This window comes from Flavobacterium sp. MEB061 (assembly GCF_000834715.1).
GTDB lineage: Bacteria > Bacteroidota > Bacteroidia > Flavobacteriales > Flavobacteriaceae > Flavobacterium > Flavobacterium pectinovorum.
In genome coordinates this window covers 243,371-263,609 of record NZ_JXQR01000002.1, presented here as the reverse complement: position 1 = coordinate 263,609, position 20,239 = coordinate 243,371, and the positions used below count along the sequence as shown (strand labels likewise).

The window sequence follows — 20,239 nt, the reverse complement described above, 5'->3', positions numbered from 1 at the left end:
CATAATTCAGAAAATCATGAAAATTAGTTATCTGTTTATCATAAGTTTAGTTTCAATTTTTAGCGCAAACGCTCAGCAATATCGTTTTAAGGATGCGTCTTTGAGCTCAACAGAACGTGCAAAAGATTTAATTTCAAGATTAACCCTTGAAGAAAAAGCGGCGTTAATGTGCGATCAAAGTGATCCGATACCGAGACTCGGGATTAAAAAATTCAATTGGTGGAGTGAAGCACTGCACGGTTACGCAAATAACGATAATGTTACTGTTTTTCCTGAGCCTATTGGTATGGCGGCTTCATTTGACGATCAGTTGGTGTATAATGTTTTTAATGCAGTTTCTGATGAAGCCCGTGCAAAATACAACCAATGGATTCAGGGCGGCAATGAAAACAAACGATTTTTAAGTCTTTCGGTTTGGACACCAAACGTCAATATTTTCAGGGATCCGCGTTGGGGACGTGGGCAGGAAACGTATGGTGAAGATCCGTATTTAACCTCAAGAATGGGAATTTCAGTGGTGAAAGGATTACAAGGTCCGGCAGATGCTAAATACCGAAAACTTTTGGCCTGCGCCAAACATTTTGCCGTGCATTCAGGACCGGAATGGAGCCGACACGAACTGAATCTCAATAATATAGATCCACGCGAATTATACGAAACCTATTTGCCAGCCTTTAAAGCATTGGTACAGGATGCCGATGTGCGTCAGGTTATGTGCGCGTATCAGCGATTGGATGATGAACCGTGTTGCAGCAACACTCGTTTACTGCAGCGTATTTTGCGCGATGAATGGGGTTTTAAATACCTTGTAGTTTCAGATTGCGGAGCCGTTACAGATTTTTACACCACACATAAAGTATCGTCAGATGCAACGCATGCGGCGTCAAAAGCAGTTCTCGCAGGTACAGATGTAGAATGTGTCTGGCAGAAATATCCGTTTAAAAACCTGCCGGAAGCGGTTGAGAAAGACTTAATAAAAGAAGCCGATATTGATAAAAGTCTGCTTCGTGTTTTGACGGGACGTTTTGATTTGGGCGAAATGGATGATGACGCCATCGTGCCGTGGGCTCAAATTCCGGCTTCTGTACTGAATAGCAAAGAACACCAGCAATTAGCGCTCGAAATGGCACAAAAATCAATGACGCTTTTGCAGAATAAAAACAATATTCTCCCTTTAAATAAAACTATAAACAAAGTAGCCGTTATTGGTCCGAATGCGGATAACGAACCGATGTTATGGGGAAATTACAATGGAACTCCGGTAAAAACGATCACAATTAAAAGCGGTATACAATCAAAAATTGCCGAAAATAAAATGGTTTATGACAAAGCCTGCGATTTAGTCGAAGACAAAGTAAACCAAAGTTATTTTGACCAGCTTTCGTTTGAAGGAAAAAAAGGAATGAAAGCCACCTATTGGAACAATCCAAACAGAGAAGGCAACAGCGTTATAGCACAGCAAATTGTAAATCCGATCAAAATGACAACTGCGGGTCAGCATGAATTTGCATCGGGCGTTAAATTAGAAGGATTCTCTGCAAAATATGAAACCGAATTTACAGCTAAAGAAAATGACAGTCTTGTTTTTAAAACCGGAGCAACAGGAGCTTTTGAATTATTGGTGAATGATAAATCTTTGGCAAAATATACGAATTGGAGAACGCTTCCGGGCAAAATTAAATTTGCAGTCGAAGCAGGAAAAAAATACAAAATTGAAATTTTGTATGCGCAATCCAACAATTGGCAGGCGAACCTTGAATTTGATTTTGGAAAAGAACATGATATCAATTTTGCGGCTTTAATTCAAAAATTAAAAGGCATAGATACCGTAATTTTTGTAGGCGGACTTTCGACTTTATTGGAAGGCGAAGAAATGCCGGTTTCTTATCCCGGTTTTAAAGGCGGTGACAGAACTAATATTGAACTTCCTGCCGTGCAGAGAAAATGTTTGCAGGAATTGAAAGCGGCGGGCAAAAAAGTAGTTTTTGTAAACTGCTCGGGTTCTGCAATTGCTTTAACGCCTGAAACAGCAAGTTGTGACGCTATTTTACAAGCTTGGTATCCGGGAGAATCCGGTGGTCAGGCTGTGGCCGATGTTCTTTTTGGAGATTATAATCCGGCTGGAAAACTACCGGTTTCCTTTTATAAAAATTCAGAAATCTTAGGCGATTTTGAAGATTATTCGATGAAAGGACGCACTTACAGATATACGACAGATGTTTTGTTTCCGTTTGGTTTTGGCTTAAGCTATTCTAAATTCCAAATTGGAAAAGCAAATCTTAGTAAAACAAATATAAAACCTACCGAAAATACACAATTAAATTTTTCGATAAAAAATACTAGCAAACGTGAAGGAACAGAAATTGTTCAGGTTTATGTTCGAAAAGTTAACGATACAGATGGGCCTTTGAAAACACTAAAAGCTTTTAAACGAATTACATTAAAAGCCGGCGAAAGTCAAAATGCAACGATCGATTTACCGGCTTCGTCATTTGAATTTTATGATGCAAAAAGCATTGGAATGAAGGTTACTGCTGGAGAATATGAAGTGTTTTACGGAACGAGTTCAGACGCTAAAGATTTAAAAATGAATAAAGTGTCAATTCAATAAACTACTTATTCTGTTATCAATAAAAATAAAGTAATTAATTAAAAGTGCGTTATGAATTTTAAGTATTTTTTATGTTTATGTCTGTTTAGTTTTTTAAAATTAAGTGCACAATCAGTTGTAAAAAGTCCCGACGGAAAACTTAAAGTTTCTGTGTTGATCTCAAACGGAATGCCGTTGTATAGTATCACTTATAATGATAAAATATTCTTAGAAAATTCTCCACTTGGCTTAAAAACAAATGTTGGTGATTTTACAACAGGATTAAGTTTAAAATCGGAACCCAATCAAAATAAAATAGATGAAAAATACGAACTTCCTAATATTAAGCAGCGTGAGGTACATTATGAAGCAAACGAAGCCGTATTCTCTTTCACAAAAGAAAATAAACTTGCGATTGATATAATTTTCAGGGTTAGCAATAACAATGTCGCTTTCAAATATAAAATACATCCACAAAAAGATATTATCTCTTGTGTAGTCGAGGAAGAAGCTTCTGGTTTTCTGCTGCCTCAGGGAACGACAACATTTCTTTGTCCGCAAAGTAAACCCATGACAGGGTATGCCAGAAGTGCACCAAGTTATGAAACAACTTATAGTTTGGATGATGTAATGGGAAAAAATGGTATGGGCGAAGGTTATACATTTCCGTGTCTTTTTAAAGTAAATAATAACGGCTGGGTTTTAATATCTGAGACAGGCGTTGACGGAAATTATTGCGGCAGCAGATTAATTGGCCGCGAAAAAGGATTGTACACGATTGGTTTTCCTATGGAAGGAGAAAATAACGGTAACGGGACAACTGCTCCGGGAATACCGCTTCCGGGCGAAACGCCTTGGAGAACGATTACCATTGGCGAAACGCTGAATCCATTAGTAGAAACCACGATTCCGTTTGATTTGGTGAAGCCAAAATATAAAGCCTCAAAAGAATATCAATATACAAAAGGTACGTGGAGCTGGATTATGAAAATGGATAACAACACCACTTTTCCGGTTCAAAAACAATACATCGATTTTAGTGCTGCTTTAGGCTATGAAACCATTTTGGTTGATGCACTTTGGGATACACAAATTGGAAAAGATAAAATTGCCGAATTAGCGGAATACGCACGTACAAAAAACGTGGGTTTGTATTTATGGTACAACTCAAATGGGTATTGGAATGATGCGCCTCAGGGACCAAGAGGAAAAATGGACAATGCAACTATTCGCCGTCAGGAAATGGCATGGATGAAAAGTATTGGTGTTAAAGGAATTAAAGTTGACTTTTTTGGCGGAGACAAGCAAGTCACCATGAAACTGTATGAAGATATCCTGACAGATGCGAATGATTTTGGCTTAATGGTTATTTTTCACGGATGTACATTACCAAGAGGCTGGGAGAGAATGTATCCAAATTATGCGGCAAGTGAGGCTGTTTTAGCGAGTGAAAATCTGCATTTTGGACAAGCAAGCTGTGACAATGAAGCTAAGAATGCCGCAACACATACTTTTATTAGAAATACAGTTGGCAGTATGGATTTTGGCGGAAGTGCTCTGAATAAATTTTATAATAGTGATAATATTCCCAATAAAGGTTCAAAACGAATTACTTCTGATGTGTTTGCTTTAGCTACAGCAGTTCTTTTTCAGAGTGGTGTTCAGCATTTTGCCTTGGCGCCTAATAATTTAAATGATGCTCCGGATTGGGCAATTAATTTTATGAAAGAAGTTCCAACAACCTGGGATGAAGTTCGTTTTCTAGACGGATATCCGGGTAAATACGTCGTTTTTGCACGCCGAAAAGGAAACAAATGGTACGTAGCAGGCGTAAATGCTCAAAAAGAAACAATAAAGCTTAAACTAAAACTGCCAATGATTGCTTCTGGAACAGCATTAAAATATTATTCTGATGATGAAAGCCTAAATGGAAAAGTAGAAACAATTAAACTTAGAAAGAACAGTGAAGTCGAGATAAAAATCCACAATAACGGCGGAATACTGCTATTGAATTAATTAGGAATACATGAATCTGGATGAAAGTATCTGATTTAATTTTATTGGGAAGTTCCTGCAAAGAATAACCAGAACTTCCCAATAAAAAAAAATATAATATGTGAGATGATTTACTTATTTTACCGTTATTGCTAAAGTTGGCACAGAGACTGTACCTGTCGCTCCGGAATTACGCTGTACAGCCACTTCTATATAATCACCAGTATTTAATTCTGCCGTGGCCTGCAAGGAAAGGTTTATAATATCACCACTAATAGTGCTTCTTCCATAATTTTTGTATTGTGTTAAAGGAGTGCCATTTTTAGTAACGTATGCTAAAAAAATCCCGGCTCCGGGTACCTGAATGGAAATAGTACCAGTAATTTGAAAAATTCTTTTCTTTTTTCCGGCGTAAACTAATCTGTTGTAACCGGCAGAAGTTGCATCAGTCGTAAATCTAAACAAATTTGAATATATTGTAGTAGGAGCGGTGCCTGAACTTATTCCTACTTTTACAATATTACTCGGTGTAGAGTTGTTCAAAGGCACATTGATACCCACATTATTAACCGCATAATCTATTGCAAAATCACCTACCGCATTGGCATCTGCCTCGGTGGGAATTCCCGCAGCCCTAACCGTCCAGCTGTTATTAAAGTTATAGCCTGTGTATGTTGTTGAAGATGCCGGATATGGTCTGACATAATTTGCCGGAGTAGGACCTGTAAAAACAACAGACTCTAAAACAGCATCCCCGCTGATTGTAAGACCCGGCGTAGAAACATCTAAACCGAAAGCTCCACTAGCTACATTGGAGAAACCTCCCTGTTTTTCTATCAGATTAAATGTGCCGGTAAATTTTTCATAGGTACCTCCATTATTACTAAACCAAGCCTGATTGCTCAATAGTAATTGACCAATATTATTGTAAGTAATACCATTTGTATTTCCTGAAAAATTAACGATGCTTAAAAAAACGAGTCCATAACCAGAAATGAGACCAATATTATTTGAATTGGCAATAACCGTATCCCTAAGTAAAAAGGTAGAAGTTGATGCTGCCGCATTCAAATTAAAAACTGTAGCGCCTGGTGTTGTTATGGTTAGGTTTCGAATACTGCCGCCTGTTGTGCCGTCAAAAAGAACACCTGATGTTTTTACAATTATATCTTCATTTGCATCCAGACCATCCAGATAAGCGTTATTTAAGTCTATAGGCAAATTAAATACAACCTGACCATTAATTTCATACAAAGTGTTTGCGGTTAAAACATATTTAGCACCTCCACCTGCCGCGAGTTCAGGTGCGAGAACAACAGCCAGGTTGTCTCCGGCTTTAATACGTTTGAAATTTGCTCTCGAAGGTGTACCGCCGCTAAGAATTGTCCACGCTGCCGTAGTTGCATTATAATAATAAAACGATTTTACATCAGTATCATAAACCAATAATGCATCTGCAGGTGTTACGATAGCGTTTCTTTGTGCAGTAGTCATCCTTGGAGCCAGCATACCATGTGTAGTAGAAGATATATCTAAAACGGAACTGGTATTTGGATTGGTAGTACCAATACCAACTTGTGCATTCCCAATAAAAGTTAAGAAGTAGAAAAACAGCAATAATATAATTTTAGTATTTTGTGAAGTACGTGTAGTTACCATAAATTTCTAATATTAATTAATGAAAGATTTTAAATGTTGAGCAGGCTGTTAGATTATAGTTAAGTCGATTACTATTTTCCGGAATAGGAGATAATAACTTTTTGGGTAATTTTTATATTATCAGTAGTAAGGAATGTTGCAATATAAATACCAGAACTAAGCCCGGAAGTTGAAAAAGTGTAGCTCTGCTCAATTCCGATATGGTATTTTGAAAGTACCGCTTTGCCCAGCACATCATATAGAACAAAGGATTGTATTGCTATATTATTTGGATTCAGTGCTTTTAAAACTTGATTTTTGTTGTCCTGAGTGATATAAAAATTAGTCTTACTTTCTTGATTTGTGCCAAGTGTCTGGTTGGTAAAACTTATTTTAAAACGTTCCGCATAAGTTCCGGGATCTACAGTAACTTCGTATGTCCCGTTTTTAATATCATGATAAGACATATCAAGCGAGTCATAAATATAAATTTGCTGTGAGTTATCAAAATCAACAATTTCAGGAATATAAAATTTAAAGGTTGTTTTTGTAGTTGCTTTCACAGAGAGCGGAATTTTTTTTGATGCATCAAAACTAGTTCCCTGTATTACATAATTGCTGTTTTCTATCCAAAAAGAAACATCGTTAGGAAGGCTTTCGTCTAAATTTTTAGCATCGATTCCCCTGTCAATTCCATCTGTAGCTTGAGGTGTGAATGCTAAAGCAAGTTGTCTGGTGAACTCATTATTTATAACTGTGTTAATCTTAAAATAAGAAAGAGGTACAGCTTCTTCTTTTTCAGATTCGTCTTGTGTTTTAGAAGTTGTTTTTTTTGGAATTTTTTCAAATTGTGATAAACCGCTTCCTTCTTTATAAAAAATACGATGCGAATTTCTAAAAGTTACTGTCCCATTACTAGCTCCATTTATTAAAAAACCCTGACCAATTGGGAGATATTTTCTTTGTACAACAGGACTTGTGCCGCTTGGTGGATTATTGTTTAATGTCCCGTCACTATTATAGGATCTAAATGTTGCTGCAGTATAAATTCCATTCGAACCTAAACTAACCGGCGAATATGCGGCATATCCTCCTCGATATGCAGAGAGAAAATGAGAATTTACATTTTTGTCCTGTTGCCAAAAATACGCAATACCAGTTGAAGCATTATTTGTTGGGTCTAACAGAAAAGCATTTAGATGTAAAGCTGATGGATAAGGATTTCCGGTCAGGGTTGCATTGTTGGTACCAACTGTAACGGCGATATTTCCATCATTAGGTTTTCCTCTAAAATCATATCTTTGCGCGCCTGTACCAGGATTGTTTACAATACCGGTTCCTTCAGGATCTGTATTATCTGAACCGCTGGTTCCTTTCATCGTAAATCCTTCGCCTGGCGCAATTGTTGTAGCACTTCCCACCTGAACCCATTGCGAGTAGTTATTGGCATTTGTTAATTTATAAATCCAATGTGAGGCTATTGCTAACGGATTGGCTGTTCCATTATAACTCCCAATGGGCAGTATCGCAGCATTTGTAGAAGCGATCGATGTAGAAGGTCGATATAATAAAGTGATTCCGAAATTATTATTAACAGAAGACGCAATATTATTTCCAACGGGTGAACACCAGTAATTGTAGTCAAAATTATCAGAAGTTCCCTCCTGATAAACCGATAAAATTCCAGTTCCGGTATTGGTAGATAATCCTGAGGATCCTTGTACGAATTGAGAATTATTTCTCAAATAAAGATTGGAGTTAGCTGCCAAATTTATATTTTGACCAACATAAAGCACTTGGTTTTTTACATAAACAGGTGTGCTTGCACCTACATATATTTGAGCAAAACTCTGAACCGAAATCACAATTGATAGTAAGTATATTTTTCTTTTCATTGGCCACAATTTTTATAGATTAATTAATGGTGTTTTCCATGGGATGATACATTTTTATTTTAATTCATCTTTTTATTTTGTCTCTAAAAATGAAATAGAAGCCAAGATAAATTGCTGTGACTAATAAAATAATATCTATGCTATTTATGGAGACTGCCGGTGGATCTGGCAATCCCGGTGGTGGAGGGGTATTCTGAGCAAGGCATATAGAGGAAATTAACATTATAAAGAGCGTATATCTTTTCATAAGAGACTAATTATTATGATGGTAGATTAATTTATTTGGGATCATTAATACAGTGTAATAACATCTGATAAGAACGTTGTAAATTATGTAGTTTATTTTTGTACAAGTTTTACTACTTGCAAATAAATATTTTCGGACATTTTTTTTCTTATATAATTTTCCTCAAAAGTTTCATAATTTCTATTTAAGAAAAATATGTAGTTACTTCTAGCTCATTTGTATATTCAAAAAGCTACAATCAAAAAAGGGTACTTCGAAAAAACGGTGGTGGAAATGCAGAATGTTCTGGAGATTCTGCTTAGGGAAATTTTAATTGAGACAACAATGTCATTTGAGGAGTTGTTGTCACGTCTTTATATAATGTGTTTTAAATCAACACTTTTATGCTGTGGTTTTATTCTAATTGAAATCCTAATGAGCAATTCAATTTGTGTTTTCATTGGCAGGTACCAGAACAGAATCCATAAATTTTGCTGTTATGATAGTTCCTTCCTCGTCTTCCCATTGTGTAATAATATTTTCAATTAGCTCTGGCTCAAAGCCTATTACCTTCATTACAGGACCTCCAAATTCCTGTTTAACTTCCTGTCCTTTTTTAAATTTGATATTCATAATTGTAGTATTAGATTTCTGTATTTACTTACAAATATCAAAATACCACTGCTTTTTAATGTTATATCTTTTAATGCTGATCTTATAAAATTAAAGTCGTGGATATAAATAAGCACTCAAATAAAGTGTTTTTTTATCTAAAAAAATATACACAAAATTCTTAAGCTGGATTTTTGTGTACGTAAAAACGTACTTTACTACTCCTTGTGATAGCTATTATTTATCAACTTTGTGATGTTATTATTAATAGCATCACATACCTGTATGTGATTTAGAATAATCAGAAAAAATATAAATGCAATAGCAAGTTCAGCACAATTTCAGGAACGATATAATTACTACCTATTTATTTACTAACCCTTTAACCTTTAAAAAAAATGAAAAAAATCTTAAAATTGACAAGTATGCTATTTATTACAGCATTAGTATTTAATTCCTGTGAAAAGGAAGAAAATTTAGATGTACCACAAAGCGTTAACAAAGATGTGATACAAAGTAAAAACAAAGACACACCGGAAAGTACCAACAAAGATGCCACCTCACTTGTTGCTGCGTTAGGCAGTGCCGGAGCCAGAACAATCACATTGAAAACAAATACACTAACATGTCCAGGTGGTTTGTGTACCTCGTATGGCGTCTGGTCAGAAGGCGTTTACACCGTTTGGTTTACTATGAAATTTAATTCCGGATTTTATTGGAGCAGAGGCGGTAAATGCGGATATGGAATACTAATTGGTGACCAGAATACCGGAGGCGACCCAGGATGGGATGGCAATGGCGGTAGTGCCAGATTTATGTGGTATTGTCCGAATGGATCAAATACTTCGAAAGGAAGCGGAGCTTATCTCCAGCCTTATGTTTACTATAAAGATCAGCCCGGACAATATGGGAATGATTTTGGAAAAAAGTACTACATACAAGAAGGAGTGACGTATAACTGTCAGATATCTGTTAAGTTAAATACTGGATCAAATACAAATGGATATGTCAAATATTATGTAAATGGTACAGAAATATTGAATCAAACAATTCGTTGGGTAACTAACGATTCTAAGCGAAATGTTAATGCAGTAAGTCTTCATACCTTCCGTGGCGGCAGTCAGGAATATTGGAAAGCCCCTGTAACAAGCTCTATTTATTATGGCAGTGCGTCTTGGGATGCTCAATAATATTTATATGCTAATAAATTAAATATTTTGCAACGAAAGGCTGTCTTTTAAAGACAGCCTTTTTTTATTATAATTCTTTCCTTACCGGTTAGACAGTATTTTGGAAGTTTATGAAAAAATAATACTGAAAAACTTCTTTTTTAAAAGAAAGATTTTATTTTTGTATTGATCAATACAAAATAATAAAATGAGAGGAAGACCTACGATTTTTAAGGAGAAAGAGTTGCTGGAAAAGGCACAGCACATTTTTTGGGAGAAAGGGTACACAGCCACTTCACTTGAAGATTTGTTAAAAGCCATGCAGATCGGAAGCGGTAGTTTTTATAACACTTTCAAAGGAGGCAAAAAGGAATTGTTTTCCAGGGCTATTCAACAACGCAGAGAAGCTTTTGCCGAATTTAAGGCCATAGTTGATACAAGCACAACACCACTTGAAGTGATCAAAGATTTTTACCGCTCACTGGCACATGCAGACAAACAGACTCATTTGCAGGGCTGCCTGATTGCAAATACTGTTACGGAAATGACTTTTGTTGATCAGTCGCTCGAGGAAGAAGCGGTTAGGGTTTTAAAAGAAGTGGAACAGATGTATATTGATGTTATTGAAAATGCCCAAAGGGACGGAACCATGAAAAACAAAACCAGCGCTGAGATTCTGGGACGTTACTTAATTACCTTCTGGAACGGGTTTAATGTAACAAGACGCATGTATCCCGACAATGCAATTCTTAAAGTACAAATAGAAATGCAGCTTAGTATATTGAGCTAAGCTGTTTTTTTTATACATTTTTGTAGTAATCAATACAATAATAAATATAAAATGAATTTACAATTACAGTCAAAGACTGCTTTTATCAGCGGTTCAACTCAAGGTATCGGTTATGCCATTGCCCGCCAGCTTCTTACTGAAGGAGCCACCGTTATTATAAACGGTCGAAATCAGGCTAAAATAGAGGACGCCCTTCAAAAACTCAGACAGGAAATACCTCAGGCAGAAGTGTCGGGTATAGCAGCTGATTTTTCAAATGTAGAGCAGGTCAATGCTTTAATAAGTGCTTTGCCACAGGTAGATATCCTGATTAACAATGTTGGAGTTTTTGAACTAAAAGCTTTTACGGAAATTACAGATGAGCAGTGGTTATCTATTTTCGAAATTAATGTCATGAGCAGCATTAGGCTCTCAAGAGCTTTATTTCCCAAAATGCTGGAAAGAGGCTGGGGCAGAGTCCTGTTTATCAGTAGTGAATCCGGAGTTAATATTCCGGAAAACATGATCCATTACGGAATGACCAAAACCGCTTTGCTTTCCATTAGCAACGGCCTTTCTAAACTAACCAAAAATACTCAGGTTACTGTTAATTCAATTTTAGGAGGACCAACTTATTCCGATGGTGTTGCAGAGGCAGTGTCGCAGATTGCCCAGGCACAGCAATTGTCAGAGGAGCAAATGAAAGACCTTATTATACAAAATACTAATCCAACCTCGCTTCTACAGCGTTTTATTGCTCCTTCTGAAATCGCAAACATGGCAGTATATCTCTGTAGTCCTTTAGCTTCTGCAACCAACGGGGCAATTACCCGAGTAGATGGCGGTGTGCTCACCACACTTTAATAACTAATGAATTAATAATCTGTATCCAAGTAAAGCTCTTGCTGTGAGGCAGGAGCTTTTTCTGTTTATTGATATCCTTTATATTTTTAAAATTTATAATTAATTTGAGCTGCTGCATACGGTGAAAAATCAAAATAGGAACTTTCTTTATCTTTAAAAAAGCTTTTGAGGTTTCGATCCTGAAAATAGGCAAATCGTACAGCATTGACACCAAGTGTAATAGGGAAGGAGATATTCTTATTTATTTTGATTTCAGGCCTTAATCCTGCAACAGCATATTGGTGTGTAAAAATCACATTTTTGCCGTCTTTTTTAAGCAAAGCCATCTGACCATTCATTTCGGCAATGAGATGTAAATCAAATGTTTTATTAAAATTGTATCCGGCTGATGCCTGAATTCCATTTAGCATTGAAAACTTAAAAGTATATTTTCCTTCTGAATTGTAATTTACATATAGAGCAGGAAAAAGCATTGGGTATCCAAGAGTGTTTGTCAGGGCAAGTCCTGCACCAAGATCCAGTTTAGGGTTAATTTTTTTTACAAAAATAGCACCGCCATTACCCAGTATACTATTGGCATTCACTTTAGAAATTTGGGTTTCGCTGGTATAGATTCCCGCACCGGCAAAAGCAATAACAGACCATTTTGGACTCAATTGGCGAATGTTAACAACTGACAACTGAAGGTTGGTAATATGGGATAAAACCAAATCCTGAGTAAAATTTTTGTTGTCAAGCGAAGCATGATCGCCGGATAAATTAACAACCCATGTTGATGCAAGGCTGTCTTTATTTATTTTTACAGCAAGAGGAATATTGGCAATTCCGCTATAAACCATAGCCGAGCCTTTACTATTGCCAACTTTTTCACCATCGTTATTTTTATAGTTGGATGTACCAAAATATTCGGTTTTAAAAGATACTTGTGCCCTTGATTTTACATTCATAAGTAAAAAAAGTAATGCCGCTAAAATTAATGTTGTTTTCATGATATGGATTTGTTTCTAAAAATTTCGGGACAAAACTATATTTTTACTTCAATGCTCTTTTTTGCTTTTGACAAGTGGTTGTTTTTTGTTGACCAACGGTTTTCTATTGCCGATTAGAAAAAGGTATTTTTGTAAAAAAATAAAACAAGCCATGTTTACTGTAAAAAAAGCAGATTACGTTTTTTGGATTTTTATGTTCCTGATGACTTTATTGCAATTGTCCGATGACTTGTCATTTTTGGGCGGTGTTTTGTTTTCACTATCCATCACATTAACCTTGAGAATACATGTGCTGTGTGTGATAAACAGGCTGGCAAAAAGGTATTTGAATAGTGAAAGTTCCATAAAATTCATTCTATATGCTTTTTTTGCCAGTGTAATAACAGCTGTAATTTTGACATTTGAAGGCTGTTTAATTGTCGGAGCAATTCCCTCTGAGAGGCTGGTAATGCCCAATGACATGCTGTCTTTATTTTTCGGAATGTTGATGGTAAGTATTCTGATCTCCGGTGGAAGCTATTCAATAGAGTTATTCAAGCAGAACGTCGAATCTGAAAAACGCCATCAGGAGTTGAAAAATAGTGTTTTAGAAAACGAAATTGATAACTTACGGACGCAATTAAGCCCGCATTTTACCTTTAATATCTTAAACAATCTGCAATTTTTAATTAGAAAAGATAAAGAGGAAGCTCTCGAACTGCTTTCCAGATACAGTAAAATACTGCAGTATTATGTTTACGAATCACAAAACAAATGGATAAAGCTAGATGATGAAATTTCTTTTTTGAAGCATTATTTCGAATTAGAAAAAGACAGGTCCGGCGAAGATTTGGAGATTTCCTTTCAATGTAATATTGCAGAAAATCATTTAATGATCATCCCTTTTCTCTTATCGACTTTCATTGAAAATGCCTTTAAACATGTTTCCGATTTTGCTGATAAAACCAATTACATACACTTACACATCTACTTGGAAAATGAAAATAACCTGTTTTTGAAAATAGAAAACACGGCCAATTCGGCATCAGACAACAAAAAAACAAAAGGTGTCGGACTAAAATATGTCAAGAAGAGACTGGATCTTTCTTATCCGGGTAATTATAGTCTGGTAATTAAGAGGGAAGAAAATAAATACAGAGCAGAACTCCAAATAAATCTGAATACGTAATGACATGTATAGTAATAGATGACGAGCGAATTGCCCGCGAAGGATTAAGTGAATTCATCAAAGAATTTGATTTTTTGGAAAACAGAGGTTCGTTTTCAAACGCACATCAGGCAATGGAAAAATTAAAAAGTGAAACTATTGACCTGATCTTTCTGGATATACAAATGCCGTTTTTAAACGGACTAGAATTTGCAAAAATGATAACAGATAAGCCCTCGATGATTGTTTTTACAACTGCTTACTCCGAATATGCTTTGAAAGGATACAAGGTAAATGCAGTAGATTATTTACTCAAACCTATCTTTTTTGAAGATTTTAAAGCCTCTGTTTTTAAGGCAAAAAAGATGTATGATTTAATGTTTCATCAGGAAAACACAGTTAAGCCTTTGTTCTTCAAAGAAAATGGTGTTTTTTTAAAAGTAGTACCCACCCAAATTTTATATGTCAAGAGTATGCAGAATTATGTCGAAATACATCTTGAAAACCACAAACGAATAATTGTACACCATACTTTAAAGAGTATTTTGGACCAGTTGCCTCAGGAGGATTTTTTACAAATTCATAAATCCTATATCGTCAATACAAAATATATTACCCATATAGATGGTAATACTTTATATCTGAATGAAATCAGTTTGCCCATTGCCAGAAATAGAAAGGAAGCTATTTTGGGTATTTTTCTTCCTCGCTAGGGTTCGTTTTTTTATGGAGGCAGGAAGATATTCATTGGATCATAGATATTACTGATCGTAAAAGAAAAGTTATATAAAGAAATCAATTAAATTTATATAGTAATTTAAAGGACATTTTTACATTCAAAATAATAGCGTTGATGATCCTTAAAATTATACTTTTTACAATAGTTAGAAAAACTAAAATCATCAAAACATGAACTACTCACAATTAGCATTTACAGATGCCATAAAAAAAATACAGGAAGAAGTTGGAAGCAGAAGTACTTATGACCGTATGGAAAAAATGTCGGTTGTTGATGGACTTACAGATAACGAAATTAATTTTATTGGTGATAGGGATAGTTTTTATATGGCTAGTTTTGGTGAAAATGAATATCCATACATCCAACACCGTGGCGGGCCGGCAGGATTTATTAAGGTGATAGATAATAAAACCATTGGCATTGTAGATTTTGTAGGAAACAGACAATATATTTCGACAGGTAATATTTCTAAAAATGAAAATGTAGCTTTAATACTGCTATCATATCCACAAAGAGCAAGGCTAAAGATTTATGCACACGCAAAAATTGTTGATTTAAAAGAAAATGAAGAATTATATAATCTTTTGAAACCAGCAGATTACAAATTTAAACCAGAAAGAATGATGATTTTTGAAATTCAGGCATACGACTGGAATTGTCCACAGCATATAACACCTCGTTATACAACAGAAGAGATAGAAGAAGCTTTACTGCCACAAAGAGAATACATTAAAAACCTAGAAAATAAGATAAAAGAACTCGAATCAAAATTGTCGAATAAATAAAGTTAGAATGCTTGTTTAATAATCCTGATCTTATGATTGTTAAAGAATTAAATATCTTAAATTAGTAGTACATTTTTATTGAAAAGCCTGATTACAAAATAATTTATTGAATATGGAAAATTTAAAAGCGTCCCAGACTGCTATTGACAGTCTGTTTGTGGAGGAAAACTTAATTCCTCAGGAATATCAGATTTCTGAAATTCATCAGCGTGAATATTTATTAGACGGGAAATTAGTTCCTTGGAATGGTGAAGTTACCGAAGTTTTTTCACCGGTTTTTATTCCTGGTCCCGATGGACTTAAGCGCAAGTTGGTAGGAACAATTCCGCATACTTCTGCCAAAGAAGCTTTAGTTTCTCTGGATGCAGCAGTTGCGGCTTATGATAACGGACAAGGAGTCTGGCCAACTATGAGTGTTGAAGACAGAATTAAATGTATGCAGAAATTTGTATACCTAATGATCCAACAACGTGAGTTAGTTATTAAATTATTGATGTGGGAAATCGGAAAAAGCCTTCCGGATTCAACAAAGGAATTTGACAGAACAGTAGAATATATAAATGCTACTATCGATGCACTAAAAGATCTGGACAGACAATCATCAAGATTTGAAGAAGCGGAAGGCGTTCTGGCTCAAATTCGCAGATCTTCATTGGGAGTTGTTCTAAGTATGGGACCATTTAATTATCCTCTTAATGAAATTTTCACCACTTTGATTCCCGCTCTTATAATGGGAAATACTATTTTGTTTAAATTACCTAAACATGGAGTTTTAGCACATTATCCTTTGCTTAATGCTTTTAAAGAAGCATTTCCTCCGGGAACGGTAAATACGCTTTACGGAAGAGGAGCTGAAATCATTTCTCCGTTAATGGAGAGTGGTAAAGTCAATGTATTGGCTTTTATTGGTTCGAGTAATGTTGCAAATGGTTTAAAGAAATTGCATCCAAAAGCAAACAGACTAAGATCTATTTTAAGTCTTGACGCCAAAAATGCAGCAATTGTAACCAAACACGCCGATATTGACGTGGCAGTAAGTGAATGCCTTTTAGGATCGTTATCATTTAACGGACAACGTTGTACGGCATTAAAACTAATTTTTGTACAAAAAGAAATAGCAGATGAGTTTGTTAAAAAATTAAGCGATGCTGTAGCAGCTCTTAAACCGGGACTTCCGTGGGAAAAAGACGTTAAAATAACACCACTTCCTGAATTTGACAAACCGGCTTATCTTAAAACTTGTTTAGACGATGCTCTGGCAAACGGAGCAAAAATCATAAATGAGAATGGCGGTTATTCTAATCATTCATTAGTTTTTCCTGCTGTTGTATATCCTGTAAATGATAAAATGAAATTGTATCATGAAGAGCAATTTGGACCTATAATTCCGGTTGTACCTTTTGATTCTATAGACGAACCAATAGACTATCAGATTAATGCTTCGCATGGTATGCAGGTTAGTATTTTTAGCGAAGACCCAAAAGAAGTTTCAAGCCTTATTGATCCGTTTGTTAATTTGGTAAGCCGCGTTAATATTAATTGTCTTTCACAACGTGGACCAGATGTATTTCCTTTTACAGGAAGAAAAGACAGTGCCGAAGGAACTTTATCCATTTCTGATGCTTTGCGATCTTTTTCAATACGTTCCCTAGTGGCGACTAAATCTACAGATGCAAATAAAAAATTATTTAATTCTATTATAAGAGATCATGATTCTAATTTTTTAAGTACAGATTATATATTTTAGAATTTAAGGACAAACTACATTAGTTGTTTATATAACAAAGGCTGCAATTTATTGCAGCCTTTTATTTTTAATTACTTATACTAATTTCAATTCGAAAATATAAATCTATTCTGCTGTTTGAAGAAATTGTCTTAAGACATATTGTAATATTCCATCGTTTCTGTAATATTCAATTTCAATTTTTGAATCCAGTCTGGCAATAACATTAAAATGGATAACTTCCCCATTTTCCTTCACAGCAGCTACTTGTAGCTCTTTTAAAGGTTTTATATCCTGTGCGATTCCGGATATAGAAAAAGTTTCAGTTCCGGTAAGTCCAAGACTTGAAGCATTTTCTCCATCTTTATATTGTAAAGGCAATACACCCATACCAACCAAATTACTTCGGTGAATACGTTCGTAGCTTTCAGCAAGTACAGCTTTTACCCCCAATAAAAAAGTTCCTTTTGCGGCCCAGTCTCTTGATGATCCGCTGCCGTATTCTTTTCCTGCAAGGATAATTAACGGAGTATTAGCGGCTTTATATTGTATCGAGGCATCATAAACACTCATTTCTTCACCTGTTGGAAGATATTTAGTATACCCGCCTTCTTTATCTGCCAAAGCATTTTTAATACGCACATTGGCAAAGGTTCCTCTAACCATAACTTCATCATGGCCACGACGTGAACCATATGAATTGAAATCAGCTTTTTCAACATTTCTGCCTAATAAATATTTCCCGGCGGCAGAATTTTCATTAAAAGAACCTGCAGGAGAAATGTGGTCTGTGGTAATACTGTCTCCAAGAACCAGTAAAGTACGGGCATTTTCAATATCTTGTAATTCTTTTGGGAATTCAGTAAGATTTTTAAAAAATGGAGCTTCCTTAATGTAAGTAGACTGATCATCCCAGGCATATATTTTTTGTTCCGGTATTTTTAATTTTTGCCATGTTTCGTTTCCGTCAAAAATAGTTTCATAACTTTTAGCAAATTGTTTAGGAGATAAAACATCGCTTAAAACCTGATTGATTTCATCATCTGTTGGCCAGATATCTTTGAGGTAAACAGGCAGCTGATTTGGATCAAAACTTACAGGTTCATTCATTAAGTCAATATCTACTTTACCGGCAAGTGCAAAAACGACCACAAGCATGGGCGACATTAAAAAATTCATTTTAATCTGAGGATGAATTCTCGCCTCAAAATTTCGATTACCAGATAAAACAGATGCCAAAACAAGGTCATGATCTTCAATAGCTTTGGCAATATGAGCAGGCAAAGGACCGGAATTACCAATGCAGGAAGTACATCCGTAGCCCACAACGTGAAATTTTAAAGCTTCAAGATCTCCCAATAAATCTGCTTTGGCGAGATAGTCGGTTACTACTTTTGAGCCCGGTGCAAGTGAAGTTTTTACCCACGGCTTTACGCTAAGCCCTCTTTCTCTGGCTTTTTTGGCAACAAGTCCCGCACCAATCATTACATAAGGATTGGAAGTGTTGGTACATGATGTAATAGCAGCAATAGCAACTGCGCCATCAGAGAGCATAAATTGTTCATTGCCTAAAGTTACGGCAACGCTTTTTATACCATCTTCCACTTTTTCTTCAATTTTTGCATTCTCGGAAATTACGGCATCTCCCTGTATTGGCTGCGAACCTCCTTCGCCCGACCAACGAACAACTTGTTTTTGGGGAAGACTTTTTCTTCCAAAGCTTTTGTCGAGCATATCTACAAGAGAAGGCTGTAAATTCTTAAGCAAAATTTTATCCTGAGGTCTTTTTGGTCCCGCAATAGTGGGTTCTATAGTAGATAAATCAAGTTCAAGAATGTCGGTGTAGGTTATAGATTCATCGCCTGTTCTCCACAATAAATTAGCTTTACAATATTCTTCGACCAAATCAATCTGATCTTCAGAACGGTTGCTTAGGCGCATATATTCCAATGTTTTTTCATCAATAGGAAAGTAGGTAACAGTACAGCCAAATTCAGGAGACATGTTACCAATAGTAGCGCGATCAGGAACACTTAAACTGTCAAGTCCTGGACCAAATACTTCTACAAATTTACCGACAACACCATATTTTCGAAGTAGCTCTGCAATAGTAAGTACCATATCTGTGGCTGTTGAACCAAGCGGAATTTTCCCCGTAAGCTTAAGTCCGATCACCTCCGGCATAATAAAATAAATAGGCTGTCCTAAAATAGCGGCCTCGGCTTCGATACCTCCAACACCCCATGCGATTACACCTATTCCGTTTACCATGGGCGTATGACTGTCGGTTCCAACCAATGTATCCGGAAAAATTTCTCCGTTTCTTTCAATCACACCTTTAGATAAATATTCTAAATTAACCTGATGGCAGATTCCCATACCCGGAGGAACAACACTAAAATTACTAAAGGACTGCTGGGCCCATTTTAAGAATTCATAACGTTCAGAATTACGCTTGTATTCTTCTTCCATATTACTTAAATAGGAATATTCCGTTCCAAAATAATCAACCTGTACAGAATGATCGATAACCAGGTCTACAGGAATCAATGGATTTATCATATCGGGATTTTTCCCTCTGCGCTGTGCTTCAGCCCTTAGAGAGGCAATATCTACAACAGCCGGAACTCCCGTAAAATCCTGCATAAGTACACGCGCAGGTTTAAAGGGAATATCTTTATCAGAAGCTTCTGGTTTCCAGTTCAGCAGGGTTTCGATGTTTTCTTTTGTGATGGCAAAATCATCATAATTTCGTAGTACATTTTCTAAAAGAATCCGAATAGAAAATGGCATTTTTTTAATATTAAATCCCTGGTTTTCCATTTCGGCAAGACTGTAATAAGAAAAAGTCTTGTTTTTAGAAGTTAACAGCCTTTTAATTTGATAAATGTCGTTTTGCATAATTAACAGTATTTAATTTAAAATGGTGTGATACAATTGAACGTGTAGATATACAGCTATTGATCAATTACTTTTTTGGTTCATAAACTTAAGTTTTATTGCCAAAAAGTCTGCCGTATTTTTAAAGTATTGATTTTTAGTACTTTTATGTGAAGTTAGTTAAATATGTTTATGATATATCGTTATTTGATAGT

Annotated in this window: 14 protein-coding genes; 9 read left to right on the top strand and 5 right to left on the bottom strand. The window is 35.7% G+C overall.

All coding sequences use genetic code 11. The annotated features are described in order from the left end of the window. Positions 1 to 16 precede the first annotated feature (16 nt). Positions 17 to 2,611, top strand: a complete 2,595-nt coding sequence (xyl3A, locus tag RT99_RS00965; protein ID WP_042562829.1) for a xylan 1,4-beta-xylosidase — start codon at positions 17 to 19, stop codon at positions 2,609 to 2,611. A 51-nt stretch (positions 2,612 to 2,662) separates the two neighbouring features. Beyond that, positions 2,663 to 4,606, top strand: coding sequence for a glycoside hydrolase family 97 protein (locus RT99_RS00960; protein WP_042562828.1), 1,944 nt, complete (start codon positions 2,663 to 2,665; stop codon positions 4,604 to 4,606). 114 nt (positions 4,607 to 4,720) lie between these two features. On the opposite strand, the gene RT99_RS00955 is transcribed toward RT99_RS00960, so the two are convergent. From RT99_RS00955 to RT99_RS00945, 3 genes are all read right to left on the bottom strand, one after another. Then, positions 4,721 to 6,244 carry a hypothetical protein gene (locus tag RT99_RS00955; protein ID WP_042562827.1) on the bottom strand — a complete coding sequence of 508 codons (1,524 nt, stop codon included), beginning with the start codon at positions 6,242 to 6,244 and terminating at the stop codon, positions 4,721 to 4,723. 71 nt (positions 6,245 to 6,315) lie between these two features. Further along, positions 6,316 to 8,118: a T9SS type A sorting domain-containing protein gene (locus RT99_RS00950; protein WP_042562826.1), complete on the bottom strand. Its 1,803-nt coding sequence runs from the start codon at positions 8,116 to 8,118 to the stop codon at positions 6,316 to 6,318. 670 nt (positions 8,119 to 8,788) lie between these two features. Then, entirely contained in the window at positions 8,789 to 8,977 is a 189-nt protein-coding gene (locus RT99_RS00945) for a hypothetical protein (RefSeq protein WP_242607156.1), read from the bottom strand. A gap of 377 nt (positions 8,978 to 9,354) precedes the next feature. Here RT99_RS00945 and RT99_RS00940 point away from each other — a divergent pair, with 377 nt between their 5' ends. The 3 genes from RT99_RS00940 to RT99_RS00930 all read left to right on the top strand — a co-directional run bounded on the left by RT99_RS00940 (position 9,355) and on the right by RT99_RS00930 (position 11,758). Continuing rightward, positions 9,355 to 10,146 (top strand): polysaccharide lyase, encoded by a 792-nt coding sequence (locus tag RT99_RS00940; protein ID WP_042562825.1) that lies wholly within the window; start codon positions 9,355 to 9,357, stop codon positions 10,144 to 10,146. Between the two features lie 187 nt (positions 10,147 to 10,333). Then, complete coding sequence (locus RT99_RS00935) at positions 10,334 to 10,915, top strand: TetR/AcrR family transcriptional regulator (RefSeq protein ID WP_042562824.1); 582 nt, start codon at positions 10,334 to 10,336, stop codon at positions 10,913 to 10,915. Positions 10,916 to 10,966: 51 nt separating this feature from the next. Beyond that, a complete protein-coding gene (locus RT99_RS00930) occupies positions 10,967 to 11,758 on the top strand; it encodes an SDR family NAD(P)-dependent oxidoreductase (RefSeq protein WP_042562823.1) in 792 nt (263 codons plus the stop codon). Positions 11,759 to 11,844: 86 nt separating this feature from the next. On the opposite strand, the gene RT99_RS00925 is transcribed toward RT99_RS00930, so the two are convergent. Further along, complete coding sequence (locus tag RT99_RS00925) at positions 11,845 to 12,747, bottom strand: DUF6268 family outer membrane beta-barrel protein (protein ID WP_042562822.1); 903 nt, start codon at positions 12,745 to 12,747, stop codon at positions 11,845 to 11,847. Positions 12,748 to 12,898: 151 nt separating this feature from the next. Between RT99_RS00925 and RT99_RS00920 the strand changes: the two genes are divergently transcribed. From RT99_RS00920 to RT99_RS00905, 4 genes are all read left to right on the top strand, one after another. Continuing rightward, positions 12,899 to 13,915: a sensor histidine kinase gene (locus tag RT99_RS00920; protein WP_042562821.1), complete on the top strand. Its 1,017-nt coding sequence runs from the start codon at positions 12,899 to 12,901 to the stop codon at positions 13,913 to 13,915. Continuing rightward, positions 13,915 to 14,607: a LytTR family DNA-binding domain-containing protein gene (locus tag RT99_RS00915; protein WP_042562820.1), complete on the top strand. Its 693-nt coding sequence runs from the start codon at positions 13,915 to 13,917 to the stop codon at positions 14,605 to 14,607. Before RT99_RS00920 ends, RT99_RS00915 begins: the two co-directional genes overlap by 1 nt. 196 nt (positions 14,608 to 14,803) lie before the next feature. Next, a complete protein-coding gene (locus tag RT99_RS00910; RefSeq protein ID WP_042562819.1) occupies positions 14,804 to 15,418 on the top strand; it encodes a pyridoxamine 5'-phosphate oxidase family protein in 615 nt (204 codons plus the stop codon). A gap of 112 nt (positions 15,419 to 15,530) precedes the next feature. Beyond that, positions 15,531 to 17,165, top strand: a complete 1,635-nt coding sequence (locus tag RT99_RS00905; protein ID WP_042562818.1) for an NADP-dependent glyceraldehyde-3-phosphate dehydrogenase — start codon at positions 15,531 to 15,533, stop codon at positions 17,163 to 17,165. 105 nt (positions 17,166 to 17,270) lie between these two features. Here RT99_RS00905 and acnA read toward each other — a convergent pair whose 3' ends face one another. After that, a complete protein-coding gene (acnA, locus tag RT99_RS00900) occupies positions 17,271 to 20,045 on the bottom strand; it encodes an aconitate hydratase AcnA (RefSeq protein WP_042562817.1) in 2,775 nt (924 codons plus the stop codon). Positions 20,046 to 20,239 lie beyond the last annotated feature (194 nt).

Bases quoted from the DNA above. Each gene is read 5' to 3' on its own strand.
- RT99_RS00935 (WP_042562824.1), top strand. From the start codon at position 10,334: ATGAGAGGAAGACCTACGATTTTTAAGGAGAAAGAGTTGCTGGAAAAG.
- RT99_RS00930 (WP_042562823.1), top strand. From the start codon at position 10,967: ATGAATTTACAATTACAGTCAAAGACTGCTTTTATCAGCGGTTCAACT.
- RT99_RS00920 (WP_042562821.1), top strand. From the start codon at position 12,899: ATGTTTACTGTAAAAAAAGCAGATTACGTTTTTTGGATTTTTATGTTC.
- RT99_RS00910 (WP_042562819.1), top strand. From the start codon at position 14,804: ATGAACTACTCACAATTAGCATTTACAGATGCCATAAAAAAAATACAG.
- acnA (WP_042562817.1), bottom strand. From the start codon at position 20,045: ATGCAAAACGACATTTATCAAATTAAAAGGCTGTTAACTTCTAAAAAC.
- xyl3A (WP_042562829.1), top strand. From the start codon at position 17: ATGAAAATTAGTTATCTGTTTATCATAAGTTTAGTTTCAATTTTTAGC.
- RT99_RS00960 (WP_042562828.1), top strand. From the start codon at position 2,663: ATGAATTTTAAGTATTTTTTATGTTTATGTCTGTTTAGTTTTTTAAAA.
- RT99_RS00945 (WP_242607156.1), bottom strand. From the start codon at position 8,977: ATGAATATCAAATTTAAAAAAGGACAGGAAGTTAAACAGGAATTTGGA.
- RT99_RS00955 (WP_042562827.1), bottom strand. From the start codon at position 6,244: ATGGTAACTACACGTACTTCACAAAATACTAAAATTATATTATTGCTG.
- RT99_RS00915 (WP_042562820.1), top strand. From the start codon at position 13,915: ATGACATGTATAGTAATAGATGACGAGCGAATTGCCCGCGAAGGATTA.
- RT99_RS00905 (WP_042562818.1), top strand. From the start codon at position 15,531: ATGGAAAATTTAAAAGCGTCCCAGACTGCTATTGACAGTCTGTTTGTG.
- RT99_RS00940 (WP_042562825.1), top strand. From the start codon at position 9,355: ATGAAAAAAATCTTAAAATTGACAAGTATGCTATTTATTACAGCATTA.
- RT99_RS00950 (WP_042562826.1), bottom strand. From the start codon at position 8,118: ATGAAAAGAAAAATATACTTACTATCAATTGTGATTTCGGTTCAGAGT.
- RT99_RS00925 (WP_042562822.1), bottom strand. From the start codon at position 12,747: ATGAAAACAACATTAATTTTAGCGGCATTACTTTTTTTACTTATGAAT.